The sequence below is a fragment of the Burkholderia sp. Bp9015 genome, assembly GCF_003853505.1.
In the GTDB taxonomy this organism is placed as follows: domain Bacteria; phylum Pseudomonadota; class Gammaproteobacteria; order Burkholderiales; family Burkholderiaceae; genus Burkholderia.
The window spans coordinates 37,739-53,839 of record NZ_QTPZ01000020.1; the positions used below are offsets into that span (position 1 = coordinate 37,739).

Here is a 16,101-nt window from a genome sequence, read left to right on the forward strand (position 1 = left end):
GCTGCCCCGATGCGGTGCACGCGAACACGCGTGCGAGCCCCGGGAGACGCGGCGGCCGGACCGGACACAACGGGCGGATCGCCGCCGGCTGGCGCGCGCGACAGGCGGCACGCGGCACGCGCCGGAAAGTGCGTAGGATCGTCAATCGGGCGCGAAAACGCAAGCCGACCGCATTGCATGGCGCCGGTTCCGGCGGATTTTGACAAACACTGCAAAGCGGCCGTCCGGCCGATGGATGCCGTGCTGCGTCGGCCGTGGCGACGAGGGCGGCGGGTTCGCGTGCGCGGCGGCGCGCGCACGCGGATCGATGCCGACGAGGACTATCGGGCGGCGCGTGCCGAATCCGGTCGCGGGCGCGCAGGCACCGGACGCCGGCCGCGCGCCGCGCTTACGCGCCGGACTTGACGCTCGCGCTCGCGTCGCCGCCGGGCGTCGGATTGGCCGGGCAGGGTATGACGGGCGCGGCGGCCGCTGCCTTGCCGGACGCGGTCGTCGACGGGGTCGAGGCAGCCGTCGAGCCGCGCCGCGCGGCGAGCGCGCGCACGCCGGACGCGGCCTGCGATGCAATCACGTCGAGCGCGCGCCGGTGACCGGCGACGAGCGCGTCGTAGCCGTCGGCGACCGGTTCCGCGACGCTCGTGCGGCAGGTCATCAGTGCCTGCGTGCCGACCGCGCGCACGCTCCACACCGCATCGATCGCCGCACGCTTGCCGGGCCACGACTCGAAGCGCTGCACGTTCACGCTGATCCGATAGACGGGCACGCCGGCCGGATACGCGGAATTCGCGACGTCGATCGTGCCGAGCTGTGCGGCGAGGTCGTCGGACAGCGCGCGGCGAATCTCGTCGGCGGGCGGCGCGGCCCAGCGTTCCTGCTCGAGCACGTCGACCTGCGCGGCGTTCTTCTGCACGACGAGCTGGTTCTTCGCGACCTGTTCGGGCACGCCGACGGACGGCACCTCGATCAGGAACGGCGGGTTGGCGGGTGCAGTGCGCACGGGCGCCGCGGCGTCGGCCGGGCTCAGCGTATAGAACCGCGCGGGCGGCGAGCTGCACGCGGCGAGCGCGAGTGCGGCGAACACTGCCGCCGCGCCGCTCGCGAGGACGTTCACGCGTGTCGTCGTCATTATCGATCTCCTGATTTGCCCTTGAGCAGCGATTCGGGATGGCGCTCCAGATAGTCGGCGAGCGCGTTCAGCGATTGCAGCGTGCGCGTGAGTTCCTTCAGCGCACCGCGCACGTCGGACTGCAGCGGCGAATCCTGCTGCAGCGTCACCTCGGCGGTCGAGAAGGTCTGCCGCGCGGCCGACAGCGTGTCGCGCGCTTCCGGCGCGACCTGCGTGTCGAGCTGCTTGAACAGCTTGTCGGCATTCGACAGCGCGCTGTTCAGGTTCGCGCCGATCTGGTCGAACGGCACCTTGTCGAGCTTCTTCGCGATGTCGGCGACCTGCAGCTGCAGTTCGTCGAGCGTGTTCGGCACGGTCGGCAGCTCGAGCGGCTGGCGCGCTGTGTCGATCTTCACGGCCGGCGCCTTCGGGAAGAAGTCGAGCGCGACGTACAGCTGGCTCGTCAGCAGGTTGCCCGTGCGCAGCTGGCCGCGCAGGCCGTGCTGGACCAGGCGCTCGACGATCTCGCGGCGGGCCGGTTCGCCCTTGCTCTCGATCGTTTCGCGGAAGCGCGGTCCGAGCCGCTCCGGATATACGTTCATCGTCACCGGCATCAGGAAGTTCTTGGTCTTCGGATCGAAGTCGATGCCGATGTTCGTGACTTCGCCGAGCACGATGCCGCGGAAGTCGACCGGCGCGCCGACCGCGAGCCCGCGCAGCGACTGGTTGAAGTTCATCACGACCTGCAGCGGCTGGCCGTCCGGATCGCGCATCGCGTCGGCCTCGTCGGAGCCGAGGCGGAAGGTCGTGTTGTTCGGCGCCGTCGCGCCGCTGTCCTGGTTCGGCGGCGTCTGGAACGCGATGCCGCCGAGGATCACCGTCGCGAGCGACTGCGTATTCAGCTTCAGGCCGCTCGAATCGAGCCGCAGGTCGACGCCGCTCGCCTGCCACCAGCGCGAGTTCACGCCGACGTACTGGTTGTACGGCGCATTGACGAACACGTTGAACGTGACGCCGGTGCCGTCCTTGTCGAGCGAGAAGCCGACCACCTGGCCGACCTGCACGCGGCGGTAGTAGACGGGCGAGCCGATGTCGACCGAGCCGAGCGAATCGCCGCGCAGCACGTACTGCGTGCCCTTCTGGTCGCCGGTCACGGGCGGCGGCGTCTCGAGGCCGGTGAAGTCGGTCTGCGTGTCCTGCCCGTGGCCGGCATCGACGCCGATGTACGCGCCCGACAGCAGCGTGCCGAGCCCCGACACGCCGGTCGCGCCGATGCGCGGACGCACGATCCAGAAGCGCGAGCCCTTGATCGCGAAGTCCTCGGCTTCCTTCTTCAGCTGCACCTGCACCAGCACGCGCGACAGGTCTTTCGACAGCTTGATCGTCTTGACCGTGCCGATCTCGACGTCCTTGTACCTGACCTGCGTCTTGCCCGGCTCGAGCCCTTCCGCGCTGTGGAAGCTGATCGAGATTTCCGGGCCGCGCTCGCGCACGGACTTGATCACGAGGCCGATGCCGATCAGCGCGGCGATCAGCGGCACGAGCCAGACGAGCGACGGCAGCCAGCCGCTTTTCGTCGAGATCGCGGGATCGGGCGGCCGGGACGCATCGTGCTGCGGGCCTTGCGGACTATTCATGGTGTTTCCCTGAGGTTTCGACTGGATCCCAGATCAGGCGGGGATCGAACTGCATCGACGCGAGCATCGTCAGGATCACGACCGAGCCGAACGCGAGCGCGCCGGGGCCGGCCGTGATGACGGCGAGCGAACGGAAATGGACGAGCGCGACGGTGAGCGTCACGACGAAGATGTCGAGCATCGACCAGCGGCCGATCCGCTCGACGATCCGGAACAGGCGCGTGCGCTGCAGCGGCCGCCACGTGGCGCGCCGCTGCGCGCTGGTGACGAGGATCGTCAGCACGCCGAGCTTGAGCATCGGCACGAGGATGCTGGCGACGAACACGACGACCGCGAGCGGCCAGTCGCCGGACGTCCAGAAATAGATGACGCCGCTCATGATCGTGTCTTCCTGCGAGCCGACGATCGACGACGTGTGCAGGATCGGCAGCAGGTTCGCCGGGATATAGAGGATCGCGGCCGCGATCAGCAGCGCCCAGGTACGCATGATGCTGTTCGGCTTGCGGATGTGCAGCGCGCTGCCGCAGCGCGCGCAATGCGCGTGCGGATGGTCGATCGTCTGCACGAGCCCGCATGCGTGGCAGCTGGCATAGCCCTCGCGGGCGGCGGTCGGCGTCGTCATCGGCGGGGGGCTTCCGGTCGCGGCGGGGTGTTGTCGGGCCGCACGGGCGAGCGCCCGGCGCGCAGGTCGTCGGCCATGTCCCACAGCGTGCGCGGATCGAACATCAGCACGACGGCGGTCATCAGCGTGAGTGCGGCGAACGCGAACAGCGCCGCGTCGGGCACGACGCGCGCGAGGCTCACCATCTTCACGATCGTCACGAGGATCCCGAGCATGAACACCTCGATCATCCCCCACGGCCGCACGAACTGGATCATGCGCAGCACGAAGTTCAGGCCCGGCGGCACGACGCCACGCCGGATCGGCAGCAGCACGTAAAGCAGCGCGGCCATCTCGACGAGCGGGAACAGCACGGTCGAACAGAACACCATCACGCCGACGATCTCCATGTCCTGATGCCACAGCGCGTCGATCGCGCCGATCAGCGTCGTCTGCACGCGGGTGCCGTTCAGGTCCATTTCGAGGATCGGGAACCCCTGCGCGATGATGAACGTGACGAGCGCCGCGACCGCCAGCGCGCTGATTCGCTCGATCTGCGTGGTGCTGTCGCGATAGAGCAGCGCGTCGCAGCGCGGGCAGCGTGCGATTTCGCGGCGCGCGAGGTGCGGTTTATGCAACAGTGCGTCGCATTCGTGGCAGGCAATCAGGTCGTGTCGTTGCATGGGAAAAGCGGTTGTGCGACGGGCGGGAGACGCGTCGACGGGGCCGGAACCCGCGCCAATCTTACCAAAACGGCTTTTTCGACGTGTCAACGCCCGGTTGCCGCGTGACCGGTCGGTAACATGGCGTAAACCTGGCAGCCGGCTGGCGCGCGTGTCCTCAGAGTCCGCGCGTGGCAAAAGGTTGCGGTAGCATGGCGGCCTTGACAAGCGTCGGACGAATGGGCCGGCGCAGCCGTTCGCTCAACTGAGGAATCCAAGATGGCATCGAAATCGCCGCCGGCCGGGCCGGCACGCTACGCGCACACCGCGATCGCGCTGCACTGGCTGATCGCGCTGCTGATCGTCTGCGGCTTCGCACTCGGCTGGGTCATGACCGACATCCCCGGCTTCACGCCGACGAAGCTGAAGTACTTCTCGTGGCACAAGTGGATCGGCGTGACGGTGTTCGCACTGGCCGTCGTGCGCGTGCTGTGGCGCGCGACCCACGTGCCGCCGCCGCTGCCGGGCGACACGCCGGCGTGGCAGCGCGCGGTGTCGCACGGCGTGCACATGCTGCTGTACGTGCTGATGATCGTGATCCCGGTAACGGGCTACCTGTACAGCTCGGCGTCGAACATCCCGGTCGTCTACCTCGGCATCGTGCCGCTGCCGCGCCTGATCGATCCCGATCCGGTGCTGAAGGAAACCTTCAAGACGCTGCACGTGTCCTTGAATTACATTCTGCTTGCGCTCGTCGCCATGCACGTGCTCGCGGCGCTCAAGCACCAGTTGTTGGACCGCGACGGCCTGCTGTCGCGGATGCTTCCCTCCGCCAAATGAAGGATCCCATGAAAGTGTCTTTCTCCCGCTCCATGCTGACCGCGTTCGCCGCGGTGTCACTTGTCGCGTCGGCCGCGGCGCATGCCGACGTCGATCTCTCGAAGAGCAAGGTGTCCGCCGTGTCGAAGCAGATGAACGTGCCGACCGAAGGCGCGTTCAAGAAGTTCTCCGCGCAGGTGAAGTTCGACCCCGCGAAGGCGGCGCAGGGCAGCGCGCAAATGTCGATCGACATCGCGAGCTTCGACCTCGGCGACAAGATGTACAACGAGCAGGTCACGGGCAAGGACTGGTTCGACGCGAAGGCGTATCCGCAGGCGACCTTCGCGTCGTCGGCGATCGCGCCGGCCGGCGGCAACAAGTACAACGTGACCGGCAAGCTGACGATCAAGGGCAAGTCCGAGACCGTCACCGTGCCCGTCACGGTCACGCAGAGCGGCGCGACGCAGACCTTCGACGGCGTGCTGCCGATCAAGCGTTCGGCGTTCAACGTCGGCACCGGCGAGTGGAAGGACACGTCGATCGTCGCCGACGAAGTGCAGATCAAGTTCCATCTCGTCGCCACGAAGTAAGCGGCGGGCTGTCGCATCACCCCGAATGCCGCGCGAGGGCGCGGCGCTGTTCCAAGGAGAAAGCATTTGAAAAAGCATCTGATCATCGCCGCGGGCGCGCTGGCCGCCTCGCTGTCGTTCTCGGCATTCGCCGACAGCGCGACGTACCAGTTCGACCCGAGCCACACGTACCCGAGCTTCGAGGCCGACCACTTCGGCGGCCTGTCGGTCTGGCGCGGCAAGTTCGACAAGTCGAGCGGCAGCGTGACGCTCGACCGCGCGGCGAAGACCGGCACGGTCGACGTGACGACCGACGTCGCGTCGATCCAGACGGGCAGCGCGAAGCTCGACGAGCACCTGCAGACGGCCGAGTTCTTCGACGTCTCCAAGTTCCCGCAGGCGAACTACAAGGGCACCATCAAGTTCGACGGCGACAAGCCGGTGTCGGTGGTCGGCAACCTGACGCTGCACGGCGTCACGAAGCCGCTCACGCTGAAGATCGATTCGTTCAAGTGCATGCCGCATCCGATGCTCAAGCGTGAAGTGTGCGGCGTCGACGCGGTCGGCGAATTCAGCCGCGACGATTTCGGCCTCGACTACGGCAAGCAGTACGGCTTCAAGATGAAGACGAAGCTGCTGATCACGGCCGAAGCCGTCAAGCAGCAGTAACGCGCCCGGCCGGGCCGGCCGCCGCGTCACGCTCGCCGGCCCGTCGCGTGCCAGCCGCCGCGCTCCCGTTGTTCGGGGGCGCGGCGGTTTTTTTGCGCGCCTATAATCGTGCGCACAGCTCGCGGCGCGAGAACGGACGCGTCGGACAGAACGTACAACGACAAGGAGATCGCCGATGCACGCCGTCACGCAGTCCAGCTCCATTGCTTCGTCGTCGCGCGTATGGCGCGCGGTGGTCGCCGCGTCGATCGGCAACGCGCTCGAATGGTTCGACCTCGTCGTCTACGGCTTCTTCGCGGTGACGATCTCGAAGCTGTTCTTTCCGGCCGGCAACGACACCGTGTCGCTGCTGCTCACGCTCGGCACGTTCGGCGTGTCGTTCTTCATGCGCCCGCTCGGCGCGATCGTGCTCGGCGCGTACGCCGACCGCGCGGGCCGCAAGGCCGCGCTCACGCTGTCGATCCTGCTGATGATGGCCGGCACGCTGGTCATCGCGGTACTGCCGACCTACCGGACGATCGGCGTCGCGGCGCCGCTGATCCTCGTCGCCGCGCGATTGATGCAGGGCTTTTCGGCCGGCGGCGAATTCGGCAGCGCGACCGCGTTCCTGGCCGAGCATGTGCCCGGGCGGCGCGGTTTCTTCGCGAGCTGGCAGGTCGCGAGCCAGGGGCTCACGACGCTGCTCGCGGCGGGTTTCGGCACCGTGCTGAACGCGCAGCTCACGGCCGAGCAGATGGCCGCGTGGGGCTGGCGCATCCCGTTCTTTTTCGGACTGCTGCTCGGGCCCGTCGCGTACTACATCCGCTCGAAGGTCGACGAGACGCCCGAATTCCTCGCGGCGGAAAGCACCGCGAGCCCGCTGCGCGACACGTTCGCGTCGCACAAGGCGCGGCTCGTCGCCGCGATGGGCGTGGTGGTGCTCGGCACCGTCGCGACCTATCTCGTGCTGTTCATGCCGACCTACGGCGTGAAGCAGCTCGGCCTCGCGCCGTCGGCCGCGTTCGCGGCGATCCTCGTCGTCGGCGTGATCCAGATGGCGTTCGCGCCGCTCGTCGGCCACTGGTCGGATCGTTACGGCCGCGTGCGCGTGATGCTCGCGCCGGCCGTCGGCATTCTCGTGCTGATCTATCCGGCGTTCGCGTATCTCGTCGCGCATCCGGGCTTCGGCACGCTGATCGCGCTGCAGGTACTGCTCGCGTTCCTGATGACCGGCTATTTCGCGGCGCTGCCGGGGCTACTGTCCGAAGTGTTTCCGGTGCAGACGCGCACGACCGGGATGTCGCTTGCGTATAACGTCGCGGTGACGATCTTCGGCGGCTTCGGGCCGTTCATCATCGCATGGCTGATCCGCGCGACCGGGATGAAGACCGCGCCGAGCTTCTACCTGATGTTCGCGGCCGTGCTGAGCCTCGCGGCGCTGGTGGTGTTGCGGCGGCGGTTCGGGTTCCGGTGATCGGGAAGGGCGGCCGTCGATCAGCCGTCGGTATCGCGCAGCGTCTTTGCCGTCGCGCGCAGCGTTTCGAGATCGGCCGGGATGTTCTGCCGGCCGGCCGGGTTCGTCGCGGATACCGTTTCGATGAAGCGGTGAGTGGCGTCGTACTGTGGTTTCGAGAGCAGCAGGCGCCGAGTGGCCAGTGCATCGCGTGCGTCGTCTCGAGCACGTTGCGCATCGGCACCGAGCGCGCGATAGTGCTTCCGGAGGAGCGCCGACACCGGGTTTTGCGGCATCTCTGCCGCCAGCGCGTCGAGTGCCGCGACATCGTCGTACCGTGCCTGCTTCTCGGCGAAAAGCTCGGCTCGACCCCACGCTTCATCGAAGGCCTTGCGCTGCTCGTCGGCGCGCGCCATCTCGTGGTTGACGATCCAGGTGCTGGCGCTGCCGATCAGTGCACAGGCGATTCCCACGGCGAGCGGATGTTCGAGGAATGCGCGGATGGAGCGGCGTGGTCTGGCGTGTGTCATCGGCTTCGGTCCGGAGGTGACGGAGCGTTCAATCTACCACCGCGGCCGATGCGGTCGGTCCGACGGCACGTCAGTGCTCGCCGCGCTCGCATACCGGCTGCGCCGGCATCAGTTGCGCCGGTGCAGCGACGGTCTGCACCGGGCGGCCGGCGAGCGCGTCGAGCGCTTGCCGGAGCTGCCAGTCACTTGCCGTGCCGAATTCGCGCTGCGGAAGCGCCGCGCTCTTCGCCGTATCGATCTTCGCGCGCACGCGGGCTTCGCGCAGTGCCTGCCGTGCCTTGCGAACCTGCGCGAACGGGTCGGGTGCGAGCCGGTCCGCATACGGCGCGCGGGCGAGATCGACTTCGCGGTACCACAGCAGCACGCCGTCGACGTCCGAGTCGCGGCGCGGCGGCACGAGCCAGTCCGGCACGACGCCGTAGCCGTCCATCGGGCAGCCGTTCGGCCGCAGGTTGCGCGCGAACGTGAAAGCGAGGCGCGTGCCGTCGATCAGGTCGACGCCGGTCTGCGCGAGTCCCTTTCCGTAGGTCGGCATCCCGAGCAGCCGCGCGCGGCCGAGATCCTTCAGTGCCGCCGCCGTCGCTTCGGCGGCCGACGCGCTCTGTCCGTCGACGAGCACCACGAGCGGCACGGTGCGCCACCAGTCGTCGGCCTGCAGCGGCGCGAGCGGATCCTGGCCGCGCATGACCGGCAGTTCGTAGTCGGGCCAGTTGGTCGTGAAGCGGCGGCGCTTCGTGCCGTCGCGCTCGAGCGTGATCATCGCGGTACGGTCGCGCCCGGCGAACAGCGCGGTGATGCCGATCGCCGCATTCAGCGCGCCGCCGCCGTTGATGCGCAGGTCGAGGATCACGCCTTTCACCGGCGGCCCCGCGCGGCGCGCGGCCTGCACCGCGTCGATATAGCTGCCGACCGCGGGCTCCGGAAAGCTCGACAGCCGCGTGTACAGGATGTCTCCGGCGAGCCGCTTCGTCGTCGCCGGGTGTGGCCGGACGATCGCGCGGACCGGCGCGAAGGTCAGCGTCGCGTGGTTCGGACCGCGCCGGACCGTGAGCTTCAGCGGCACGCCCGCGTCGCCCTTCGCGAGTTTCACGACCTCGCTGCTGTCGATGCCGACGACGCTCCGGTCGTTCATCGCGACGACGAGATCGTCGGGCCGCACGCCGGCCTGTTCGGCGGGCGCGTCGGGGATGACGTCGAGGATGTGCAGCCCGTCGGGCCGTGTCTCGAACACGATGCCGATGCCCGGCGTGCCGTCGCGCGCGCGGCGCTCGTCGTCGCGCCGTTCCTGCTCCTCCTTCGCGTTGAAGAAGCGCGCGTGCGGCAGCGTCTTGATCCCGTCGTGCACGGTGGCGTCGAGCAGCGCGCCGATGTCGACGTCGGTCAGGTGCTGCTTCTTCAGCACGTCGACCGCGGCCTTCAGTTCGCAGAGCTGCGGTTCCCAGTCGGGCGGGCAGGGTGACGGTTGCGACGCGGCGGCAGCAGCGGCCGCCGCGGCCGCGGACGGGGCCGCAGGCGGGACGGCAGGCGGGACGGCAGGCGGCGCGGACGCGGATTGCGCGCGCGCGGCCGATGCGCATGCAACGAACGCAGCCGCGGCGGCTGCGCCGGTACTCCAGGCGACGATGCGATGAACGACACGCGTGGCTGGCATCATGAGGACCGCGGCTTCGGCGGGTGGCGGGGCGGGACGGTGACGCGATTGTAGCCGACGGTCCGTGCAGTCGCGACGGACGAGGAGGGCGGCGGCTCGCCCATGAAAAAAGGCCGGTCCACGAGGGACCGGCCTTCCGGTATCAGCCGAAGCGATACGGCGCTTAAACCTGCGCGCCCGCGTTCGGATCGTCCGGATCGTGCGCGGTCTTCTTTTCCTTGATGAGGTCTTCGCGCTTGATGCCGAGCCACATCGCGAGCGAGCCCGCGACGAACACCGACGAGTAGATGCCGAACATGATGCCGACCGTCAGCGCGAGCGCGAAGTAGTGCAGCGTCGGGCCGCCGAAGAAGAACATCGACAGCACCATCATTTCCGTCGACGTGTGCGTGATGATCGTCCGCGACATCGTGGTCGTGATCGCGTGGTTGATCACTTCCTGCACGCTCATCTTGCGTTCGCGGCGGAACGTTTCGCGGATCCGGTCGAAGATGACGACCGACTCGTTGACCGAGTAGCCGAGCACCGCGAGGATCGCCGCGAGCACCGCCAGCGAGAACTCCCACTGGAAGAACGCGAAGAAGCCGAGAATGATCACGACGTCGTGCAGGTTCGCGATGATACCGGCGACCGCGTACTTCCATTCGAAGCGGATCGACAGGTAGATCACGATGCCGATCACCACGCACGCGAGCGCGAGGAGACCGTCGGTCGCAAGCTCGCGGCCGACCTGCGGGCCGACGAACTCGACGCGCTGCAGCGTCACGTCGGGGCTTTGCGCCTTCAGCGCGGTCATCACCTGGTCGCTCTGCTGCGCGGACGTCAGGCCTTCCTTCAGCTGCAGGCGGATCAGCACGTTGCGCGAGGTGCCGAAGTTCTGCACCTGCGCATCGGCATAGCCGAGCTTGCCGAGCGTGTCGCGCACGGGTTCGAGCTGCGCGGCCTGCTGATACTGGACCTCGATCACCGTGCCGCCGGTGAATTCGACGGACAGGTGCAGCCCGCGGTGGAACAGGAAGAACACGGCGGCGAGGAACGTGACCAGCGAGATCACGTTGAACACCAGCGCGTGCCGCATGAACGGAATGTCTTTACGGATGCGGAAAAATTCCATGGCTTCGTCTCCGGGGCCTTATTGGGTCGAGCCCGGTTTCTTCGGCGACACGCCTTGCTGCGCGCGGTTGCGCAGCTGCGGCTTGCCGGCGCGCGGTGCGTCGCCCTTCGCGGGAGCGGCGAGCTTCGCGGCGCGCGCGGTGTCGGTCGATTCGTCGGCCGCGCCGAACGCTGCGCCTGCGGCACCGGCCGTGGCGCCTTCCGGCTTCCACACCTGGCCGATCGCGAGCGACTTCAGCTTCTTGCGGCCGCCGTACCAGAGGTTGACGATCCCGCGCGAGAAGAACACCGCGGAGAACATCGACGTCAGGATGCCGAGGCAGTGCACGATCGCGAATGCGCGAACCGGGCCCGAACCGAACGCGAGCAGCGCGAGGCCGGCGATCAGCGTCGTGACGTTCGAGTCGAGAATCGTCGCCCACGCATGCGCGTAACCGGCCTGGATCGCGAGCTGCGGCGGCTGGCCGGCGCGCAGTTCTTCACGCACGCGCTCGTTGATCAGCACGTTCGAGTCGATCGCCATGCCGAGCGCGAGTGCGATAGCGGCGATACCGGGCAGCGTCAGCGTCGCCTGCATCAGCGACAGCACCGCGACGAGCAGCAGCAGGTTCACCGACAGGCCGATCACCGAGATCACGCCGAACAGCATGTAGTACGCGATCATGAACACGGCGATCGCGCAGAAGCCCCAGATCACCGAGTGGACGCCCATCTTGATGTTGTCCGCGCCGAGGCTCGGGCCGATCGTGCGTTCCTCGATGATGTCCATCGGTGCGGCGAGCGAACCGGCGCGCAGCAGCAGCGCGAGGTCGGCCGCCGCCTGCGGCGTCGGCTGGCCCGTGATCTGGAAGCGGTCGCCGAGTTCGGACTGGATCGTCGCGACCGTCAGCACCTCGCCCTTGCCCTTCTCGAACAGCACCATCGCCATCGGCTTGCCGATGTTCTCGCGCGACACCGCGCGCACCGAGCGGCCGCCCGCCGAGTCGAGGCGGATGTTGACCGACGGACGCTGGTGTTCGTCGAAGCCGGCCGACGCATCGATGATGCGGTCGCCGGTGAAGATCACTTCCTTCTTCAGCAGCACGGGCGCCTGGTTGCCCTGCGTGAACAGCTCCTCGCCCGGCGGCACGGGGTCGTTCGGGTTCGGGTGCGTGTTGAGCGGATCGGCGAGGCGCGCCTCGAGCGTCGCGGTGCGGCCGATGATGTCCTTCGCCTTCGCGGTGTCCTGCACGCCCGGCAGTTCGACGACGATACGGTCGTTGCCCTGCTGCTGCAGGATCGGCTCGGACACGCCGAGTTCGTTCACGCGGTTGTGGAGCGTGGTCAGGTTCTGCTTGAGCGCGGCGTCCTCGACGGCCTTCTGCACGGCCGGCGTGAACGTGCCGACGACTTGCGTGCCGCCGCCGCCGGGCTGGGTCGCCCATTGCAGTTCGGTGACCGACGCGGCGAGCACCTTGCGGGCGTCTTCGGCCGTTTGCGCGTCGCTGAAGTTGACGACGACGGACTGGTCGACGCGGCTCACGCCGCCGTCGCGGATGTTCTTGTCACGCAGCAGCGCACGGGCGTCGGACGCGTCGGAGTCGAGCTTCTTGGTGAGCGCGCCCGTCATGTCGACCTGGAGCAGGAAATGCACACCGCCGCGCAGGTCGAGGCCGAGATACATCGGCAGGGCGTGCAGCGCGGTCAGCCAGCGCGGCGACGCGCTCTGCAGGTTCAGTGCGACGACGTACTGCGGATCGTTCGGGTCGGTGTTCAGCGATTTCTGCAGCAGGTCCTTGACGCGCAGCTGCGTATCGGTGTCCTTCAGGCGCACGCGGATGTTCGCGTTGGACGCCGTGTTCTCGAAGGTGACGTCGTCCGGCGTGATCTGCGCGGACGCGAGCGCGGATTCGACCTGGGTCAGCGTGGTCGAGTCGAGCTTGACCGTGGCCTTGCCGCTCGACACCTGCACCGCCGGCGCTTCACCGAAGAAGTTGGGCAATGTGTACAGAAGGCCGATGGCGAGCGCCACGACCATCACGACATATTTCCAGAGTGGATAACGATTCATGAGGGGGCCGAACGGGTGGTTGGCGTGAAAGCGTCGCGTCCGGCGCCGCGGCGGCCCGCGCTGTCAGGCGGGCACGGCGCGGGGAGCCGGACGCTCGGTGAAAACCTTACAGCGACTTGATCGTGCCCTTCGGCAGAATGGTCGTGACCGCAGCCTTCTGCACGGTGATTTCGGTGCCTTCGGCGATTTCGACGCCGATGTAGCCTTCGGTGACCTTCGTCACCTTGCCGACGAGGCCGCCGCTCGTGACGACTTCGTCGCCCTTCGCCATGGCCGCGAGCATGTTGCGGTGTTCCTTCTGGCGCTTCATCTGCGGACGGATCATGATGAAGTACAGCACCGCGAACATCAGGATGAGCGGCAGGAAGCTCATCAGGCTCGATTCGGCGCCACCGGCGCCTTGCGCGAAGGCATTGGAAATGAACGGCACGTTGGTCTCTCCGTAGGGGAAGATCGAAAAATAAGCCGGTTATTCTACCACCGGCCCCATGCGCGAACGGCTCGGCAAATGCGCTTTCGGATCAAGCTGTTAAGCGTGAAACGACGCCGTTGCGACTCGTTTGGAAAGGCGATTGTAATGTTTGGCGGTCGCGACGGGCACCCGGAACGCATTATTTAGTACACGTCCTATGTGATGGGCGCGCTGCGGGCCGCCGGCCCGTCAGTCGACCCCTCTCGCGCGATCCTCCGCGAAGCGCTGGCGGAATGCGTCGAACGTATGGGTCTCGATCGCGTCGCGGATCTCGCTCATCAGCTGCAGGTAGTAGTGCAGGTTGTGGATCGTGTTGAGCTGCGCGCCGAGGATTTCGCCGACGCGGTGCAGGTGATGCAGGTAGCCGCGCGAGAAATTCTGGCACGTGTAGCACGTGCAGCTCGCGTCGAGCGGCTTCAGCGAGTTCTTGTGCGTCGCGTTGCGGATCTTCACGTCGCCGAAGCGCGTGAACAGCCAGCCGTTGCGCGCGTTGCGGGTCGGCATCACGCAGTCGAACATGTCGATGCCGTTCGCGACGCCCTCGACCAGGTCCTCCGGCGTCCCGACGCCCATCAGGTAGTGCGGCTTGTGCGCCGGCAGCTTCGGGCCGACGTGCCGCAGCACGCGCATCATGTCTTCCTTCGGCTCGCCGACCGACAGCCCGCCGATCGCGAGGCCGTGGAAGCCGAGCTCCGCGAGGCCCGCGAGCGATTCGTCGCGCAGGTCCTCGAACATCCCGCCCTGGACGATCCCGAAGAGAGCGTTCGGGTTGCCGAGCCGGTCGAACTCGTCGAGCGAGCGCTTCGCCCAGCGCAGCGACATGCGCATCGAGTCGGCCGCTTCCTTGTGCGTGGTCGGCACGCCGTTGGTCGCGTACGGCGTGCACTCGTCGAACTGCATCACGATGTCCGAGTTCAACACCTTCTGGATCTGCATCGACACTTCCGGCGACAGGAACAGCTTGTCGCCGTTGATCGGCGATGCGAACGTCACGCCGTCCTCGGTGATCTTGCGCAGGTCGCCGAGCGAGAACACCTGGAAGCCGCCCGAGTCCGTCAGGATCGGCTTGTTCCAGCCCATGAAGCCGTGCAGGCCGCCGTGCGCGTCGATCGTGTCGAGGCCCGGGCGCAGCCACAGGTGGAACGTGTTGCCGAGGATGATCTGGGCCTTGATCTCGTGCAGCTCGCGCGGCTGGATCGCCTTCACGGTGCCGTACGTGCCGACCGGCATGAAGATCGGCGTCTCGACCACGCCGTGGTTGAGCTTCACGCGGCCGCGGCGCGCATGGCCGTCGGTCGTCAGCAGTTCGAATTCGAGCCCGTTCGCGGGGCGGTCCTGCACGGGGGCGTGCGGATGAGCGTGCGTATCGTGGGATGAACCTTCGGTCATCGCGTCATTCTCCTTGCCACCGGAGAACAGTCCGGCGCATGTTGGAAACGCCGCCGGACAACCGGCGGCGGGGAAAAGCGGGTGCGCGCCATCGTAGCGCGTACCGCAGCAAAACGGGGGCGACGGCGCGGGGGCAACGGCGCGACGGCGCGACGCGCAGCGGCCGCAGCGCGGTCGCGGGCCGGCGTGTCTTCGCACCTGCCGCGCTTACGCGCGCGGCGCCTCCGGCGTGTCGCGCCGCGTGAGCAGCATCGCGTCGCCGTAGCTGAAGAAGCGGTAGCGTGCGTCGATCGCGTGCCGGTACGCGGCGCGGATCGTCTCGACGCCCGCGAACGCCGACACCAGCATCAGCAGTGTCGACTTCGGCAGGTGGAAGTTCGTGACGAGCCGGTCGACGATCCGGAAAGCGTAGCCGGGCGTGATGAAGATGTCGGTCTCGGCCTGCGTCGCCGCGAGCGGGCGGCCGGCTGCGTCGGCGCTGCGCGCCGCGGCTTCGAGCGCGCGCATCGAGGTCGTGCCGACCGCGATCACGTTGCCGCCGCGCGCGCGGGTCGCGGCGATCTTGTCGACGAGCGACTGCGGCAGGTCGTACCACTCGCTGTGCATCTTGTGCTCGGCGAGGTTCTCGACGCGCACCGGCTGGAACGTGCCGGCGCCGACGTGCAGCGTCAGCGTCGCGCGCTCGACGCCCATCGCGTCGAGCTGCTCGAGCAGCGGCTGGTCGAAATGGAGCCCGGCCGTGGGCGCGGCGACCGCGCCCGGATTGCTCGCATAGACGGTCTGGTAGCGCGTTTCGTCGGTCGCGTCCGGATCGTGCTCGATATAGGGCGGCAGCGGCAGGCGGCCGAACTGCTCGATCAGGTCGAGGCACGGCTCGGGGAAGATCAGCGTGAAGAACGGCTCGACGCGCTCGCCGACCGTCACGTCGAACGCGTCGGCGAGGCGCAGCGTCGTGCCGGCGCCCGGCGACTTGCTCGCGCGGATCTGCGCGAGCGCGGTGTGCGTGCCGGTCACGCGCTCGATCAGTACCTCGATCTTGCCGCCGCTGGCCTTCTGGCCGAAGAAGCGTGCCTTCAGGACCTTGGTATCGTTGAACACGAGCAGGTCGCCGGGCGCGATGCACGACGGCAGCTCGGCGAAGCGGCGGTCGACGAGGCGCGCGGGCTCGACGGTGCCGTCGACCTCGAGCAGGCGGCTCGCGGTACGGTCGGGCAGCGCGGTTTGCGCAATCAGCTCGGGAGGCAGATTGAAATCGAAATCGGAAAGCGTGAACATGCGGGCTGGTTCGAAACGGCCGGCGGGCGCCGCCGACAAGGCGGAAACGCATGAATGGGGCGCGCGAGCCGCTATGATGGCGGGATGCGCGGCCTGGCCGGCGTCGTTCGTTCGGACGACGTGAAAG

Annotated in this window: 15 protein-coding genes; 4 read left to right on the forward strand and 11 right to left on the reverse strand. The window is 67.9% G+C overall.

All coding sequences use genetic code 11. The features are described 5' to 3' along the window. Positions 1–388: 388 nt before the first annotated feature. Genes DIE12_RS21480 through DIE12_RS21495 form a run of 4 tightly spaced genes read right to left on the reverse strand, consistent with a single transcriptional unit; the run spans position 389 to position 4,026 of the window. Entirely contained in the window at positions 389–1,126 is a 738-nt protein-coding gene (locus DIE12_RS21480) for a membrane integrity-associated transporter subunit PqiC (protein WP_044844013.1), read from the reverse strand. Next, a complete protein-coding gene (locus tag DIE12_RS21485; protein WP_044844014.1) occupies positions 1,126–2,742 on the reverse strand; it encodes an intermembrane transport protein PqiB in 1,617 nt (538 codons plus the stop codon). Before DIE12_RS21485 ends, DIE12_RS21480 begins: the two co-directional genes overlap by 1 nt. Further along, positions 2,735–3,364 carry a paraquat-inducible protein A gene (locus DIE12_RS21490; RefSeq protein ID WP_124487981.1) on the reverse strand — a complete coding sequence of 210 codons (630 nt, stop codon included), beginning with the start codon at positions 3,362–3,364 and terminating at the stop codon, positions 2,735–2,737. Before DIE12_RS21490 ends, DIE12_RS21485 begins: the two co-directional genes overlap by 8 nt. After that, positions 3,361–4,026, reverse strand: a complete 666-nt coding sequence (locus DIE12_RS21495) for a paraquat-inducible protein A (RefSeq protein ID WP_124551333.1) — start codon at positions 4,024–4,026, stop codon at positions 3,361–3,363. The genes DIE12_RS21490 and DIE12_RS21495 overlap by 4 nt, the downstream gene beginning before the upstream one ends. Positions 4,027–4,284: 258 nt before the next feature. Here DIE12_RS21495 and DIE12_RS21500 point away from each other — a divergent pair, with 258 nt between their 5' ends. From DIE12_RS21500 to DIE12_RS21515, 4 genes are all read left to right on the forward strand, one after another. Next, positions 4,285–4,845, forward strand: coding sequence for a cytochrome b (locus tag DIE12_RS21500; RefSeq protein WP_044844017.1), 561 nt, complete (start codon positions 4,285–4,287; stop codon positions 4,843–4,845). Between the two features lie 8 nt (positions 4,846–4,853). Continuing rightward, positions 4,854–5,414 carry a YceI family protein gene (locus DIE12_RS21505; RefSeq protein ID WP_124520275.1) on the forward strand — a complete coding sequence of 187 codons (561 nt, stop codon included), beginning with the start codon at positions 4,854–4,856 and terminating at the stop codon, positions 5,412–5,414. 66 nt (positions 5,415–5,480) lie between these two features. Beyond that, entirely contained in the window at positions 5,481–6,062 is a 582-nt protein-coding gene (locus tag DIE12_RS21510; protein WP_044844018.1) for a YceI family protein, read from the forward strand. A 175-nt stretch (positions 6,063–6,237) separates the two neighbouring features. Further along, the gene (locus DIE12_RS21515; protein WP_124487978.1) at positions 6,238–7,515 is read left to right on the forward strand and encodes an MFS transporter; all 1,278 of its coding nucleotides are present in this window, start codon (positions 6,238–6,240) and stop codon (positions 7,513–7,515) included. Positions 7,516–7,535: 20 nt separating this feature from the next. Here the strand turns inward: DIE12_RS21515 and DIE12_RS21520 are convergent, their stop codons facing one another. The 7 genes from DIE12_RS21520 to queA all read right to left on the reverse strand — a co-directional run bounded on the left by DIE12_RS21520 (position 7,536) and on the right by queA (position 15,974). After that, entirely contained in the window at positions 7,536–8,024 is a 489-nt protein-coding gene (locus DIE12_RS21520; protein WP_124487977.1) for a hypothetical protein, read from the reverse strand. Between the two features lie 70 nt (positions 8,025–8,094). After that, complete coding sequence (locus DIE12_RS21525) at positions 8,095–9,678, reverse strand: S41 family peptidase (RefSeq protein WP_185641246.1); 1,584 nt, start codon at positions 9,676–9,678, stop codon at positions 8,095–8,097. Positions 9,679–9,838: 160 nt separating this feature from the next. After that, entirely contained in the window at positions 9,839–10,789 is a 951-nt protein-coding gene (gene secF, locus DIE12_RS21530) for a protein translocase subunit SecF (protein ID WP_044844020.1), read from the reverse strand. Between the two features lie 18 nt (positions 10,790–10,807). Continuing rightward, positions 10,808–12,838, reverse strand: coding sequence for a protein translocase subunit SecD (gene secD, locus DIE12_RS21535; protein ID WP_124529742.1), 2,031 nt, complete (start codon positions 12,836–12,838; stop codon positions 10,808–10,810). A gap of 106 nt (positions 12,839–12,944) precedes the next feature. Continuing rightward, positions 12,945–13,268, reverse strand: coding sequence for a preprotein translocase subunit YajC (gene yajC, locus DIE12_RS21540; protein WP_006476868.1), 324 nt, complete (start codon positions 13,266–13,268; stop codon positions 12,945–12,947). A 231-nt stretch (positions 13,269–13,499) separates the two neighbouring features. Further along, positions 13,500–14,699: a tRNA guanosine(34) transglycosylase Tgt gene (tgt, locus tag DIE12_RS21545; protein ID WP_124529740.1), complete on the reverse strand. Its 1,200-nt coding sequence runs from the start codon at positions 14,697–14,699 to the stop codon at positions 13,500–13,502. 207 nt (positions 14,700–14,906) lie between these two features. Next, entirely contained in the window at positions 14,907–15,974 is a 1,068-nt protein-coding gene (queA, locus tag DIE12_RS21550; protein WP_124551334.1) for a tRNA preQ1(34) S-adenosylmethionine ribosyltransferase-isomerase QueA, read from the reverse strand. Positions 15,975–16,101: the final 127 nt, after the last annotated feature.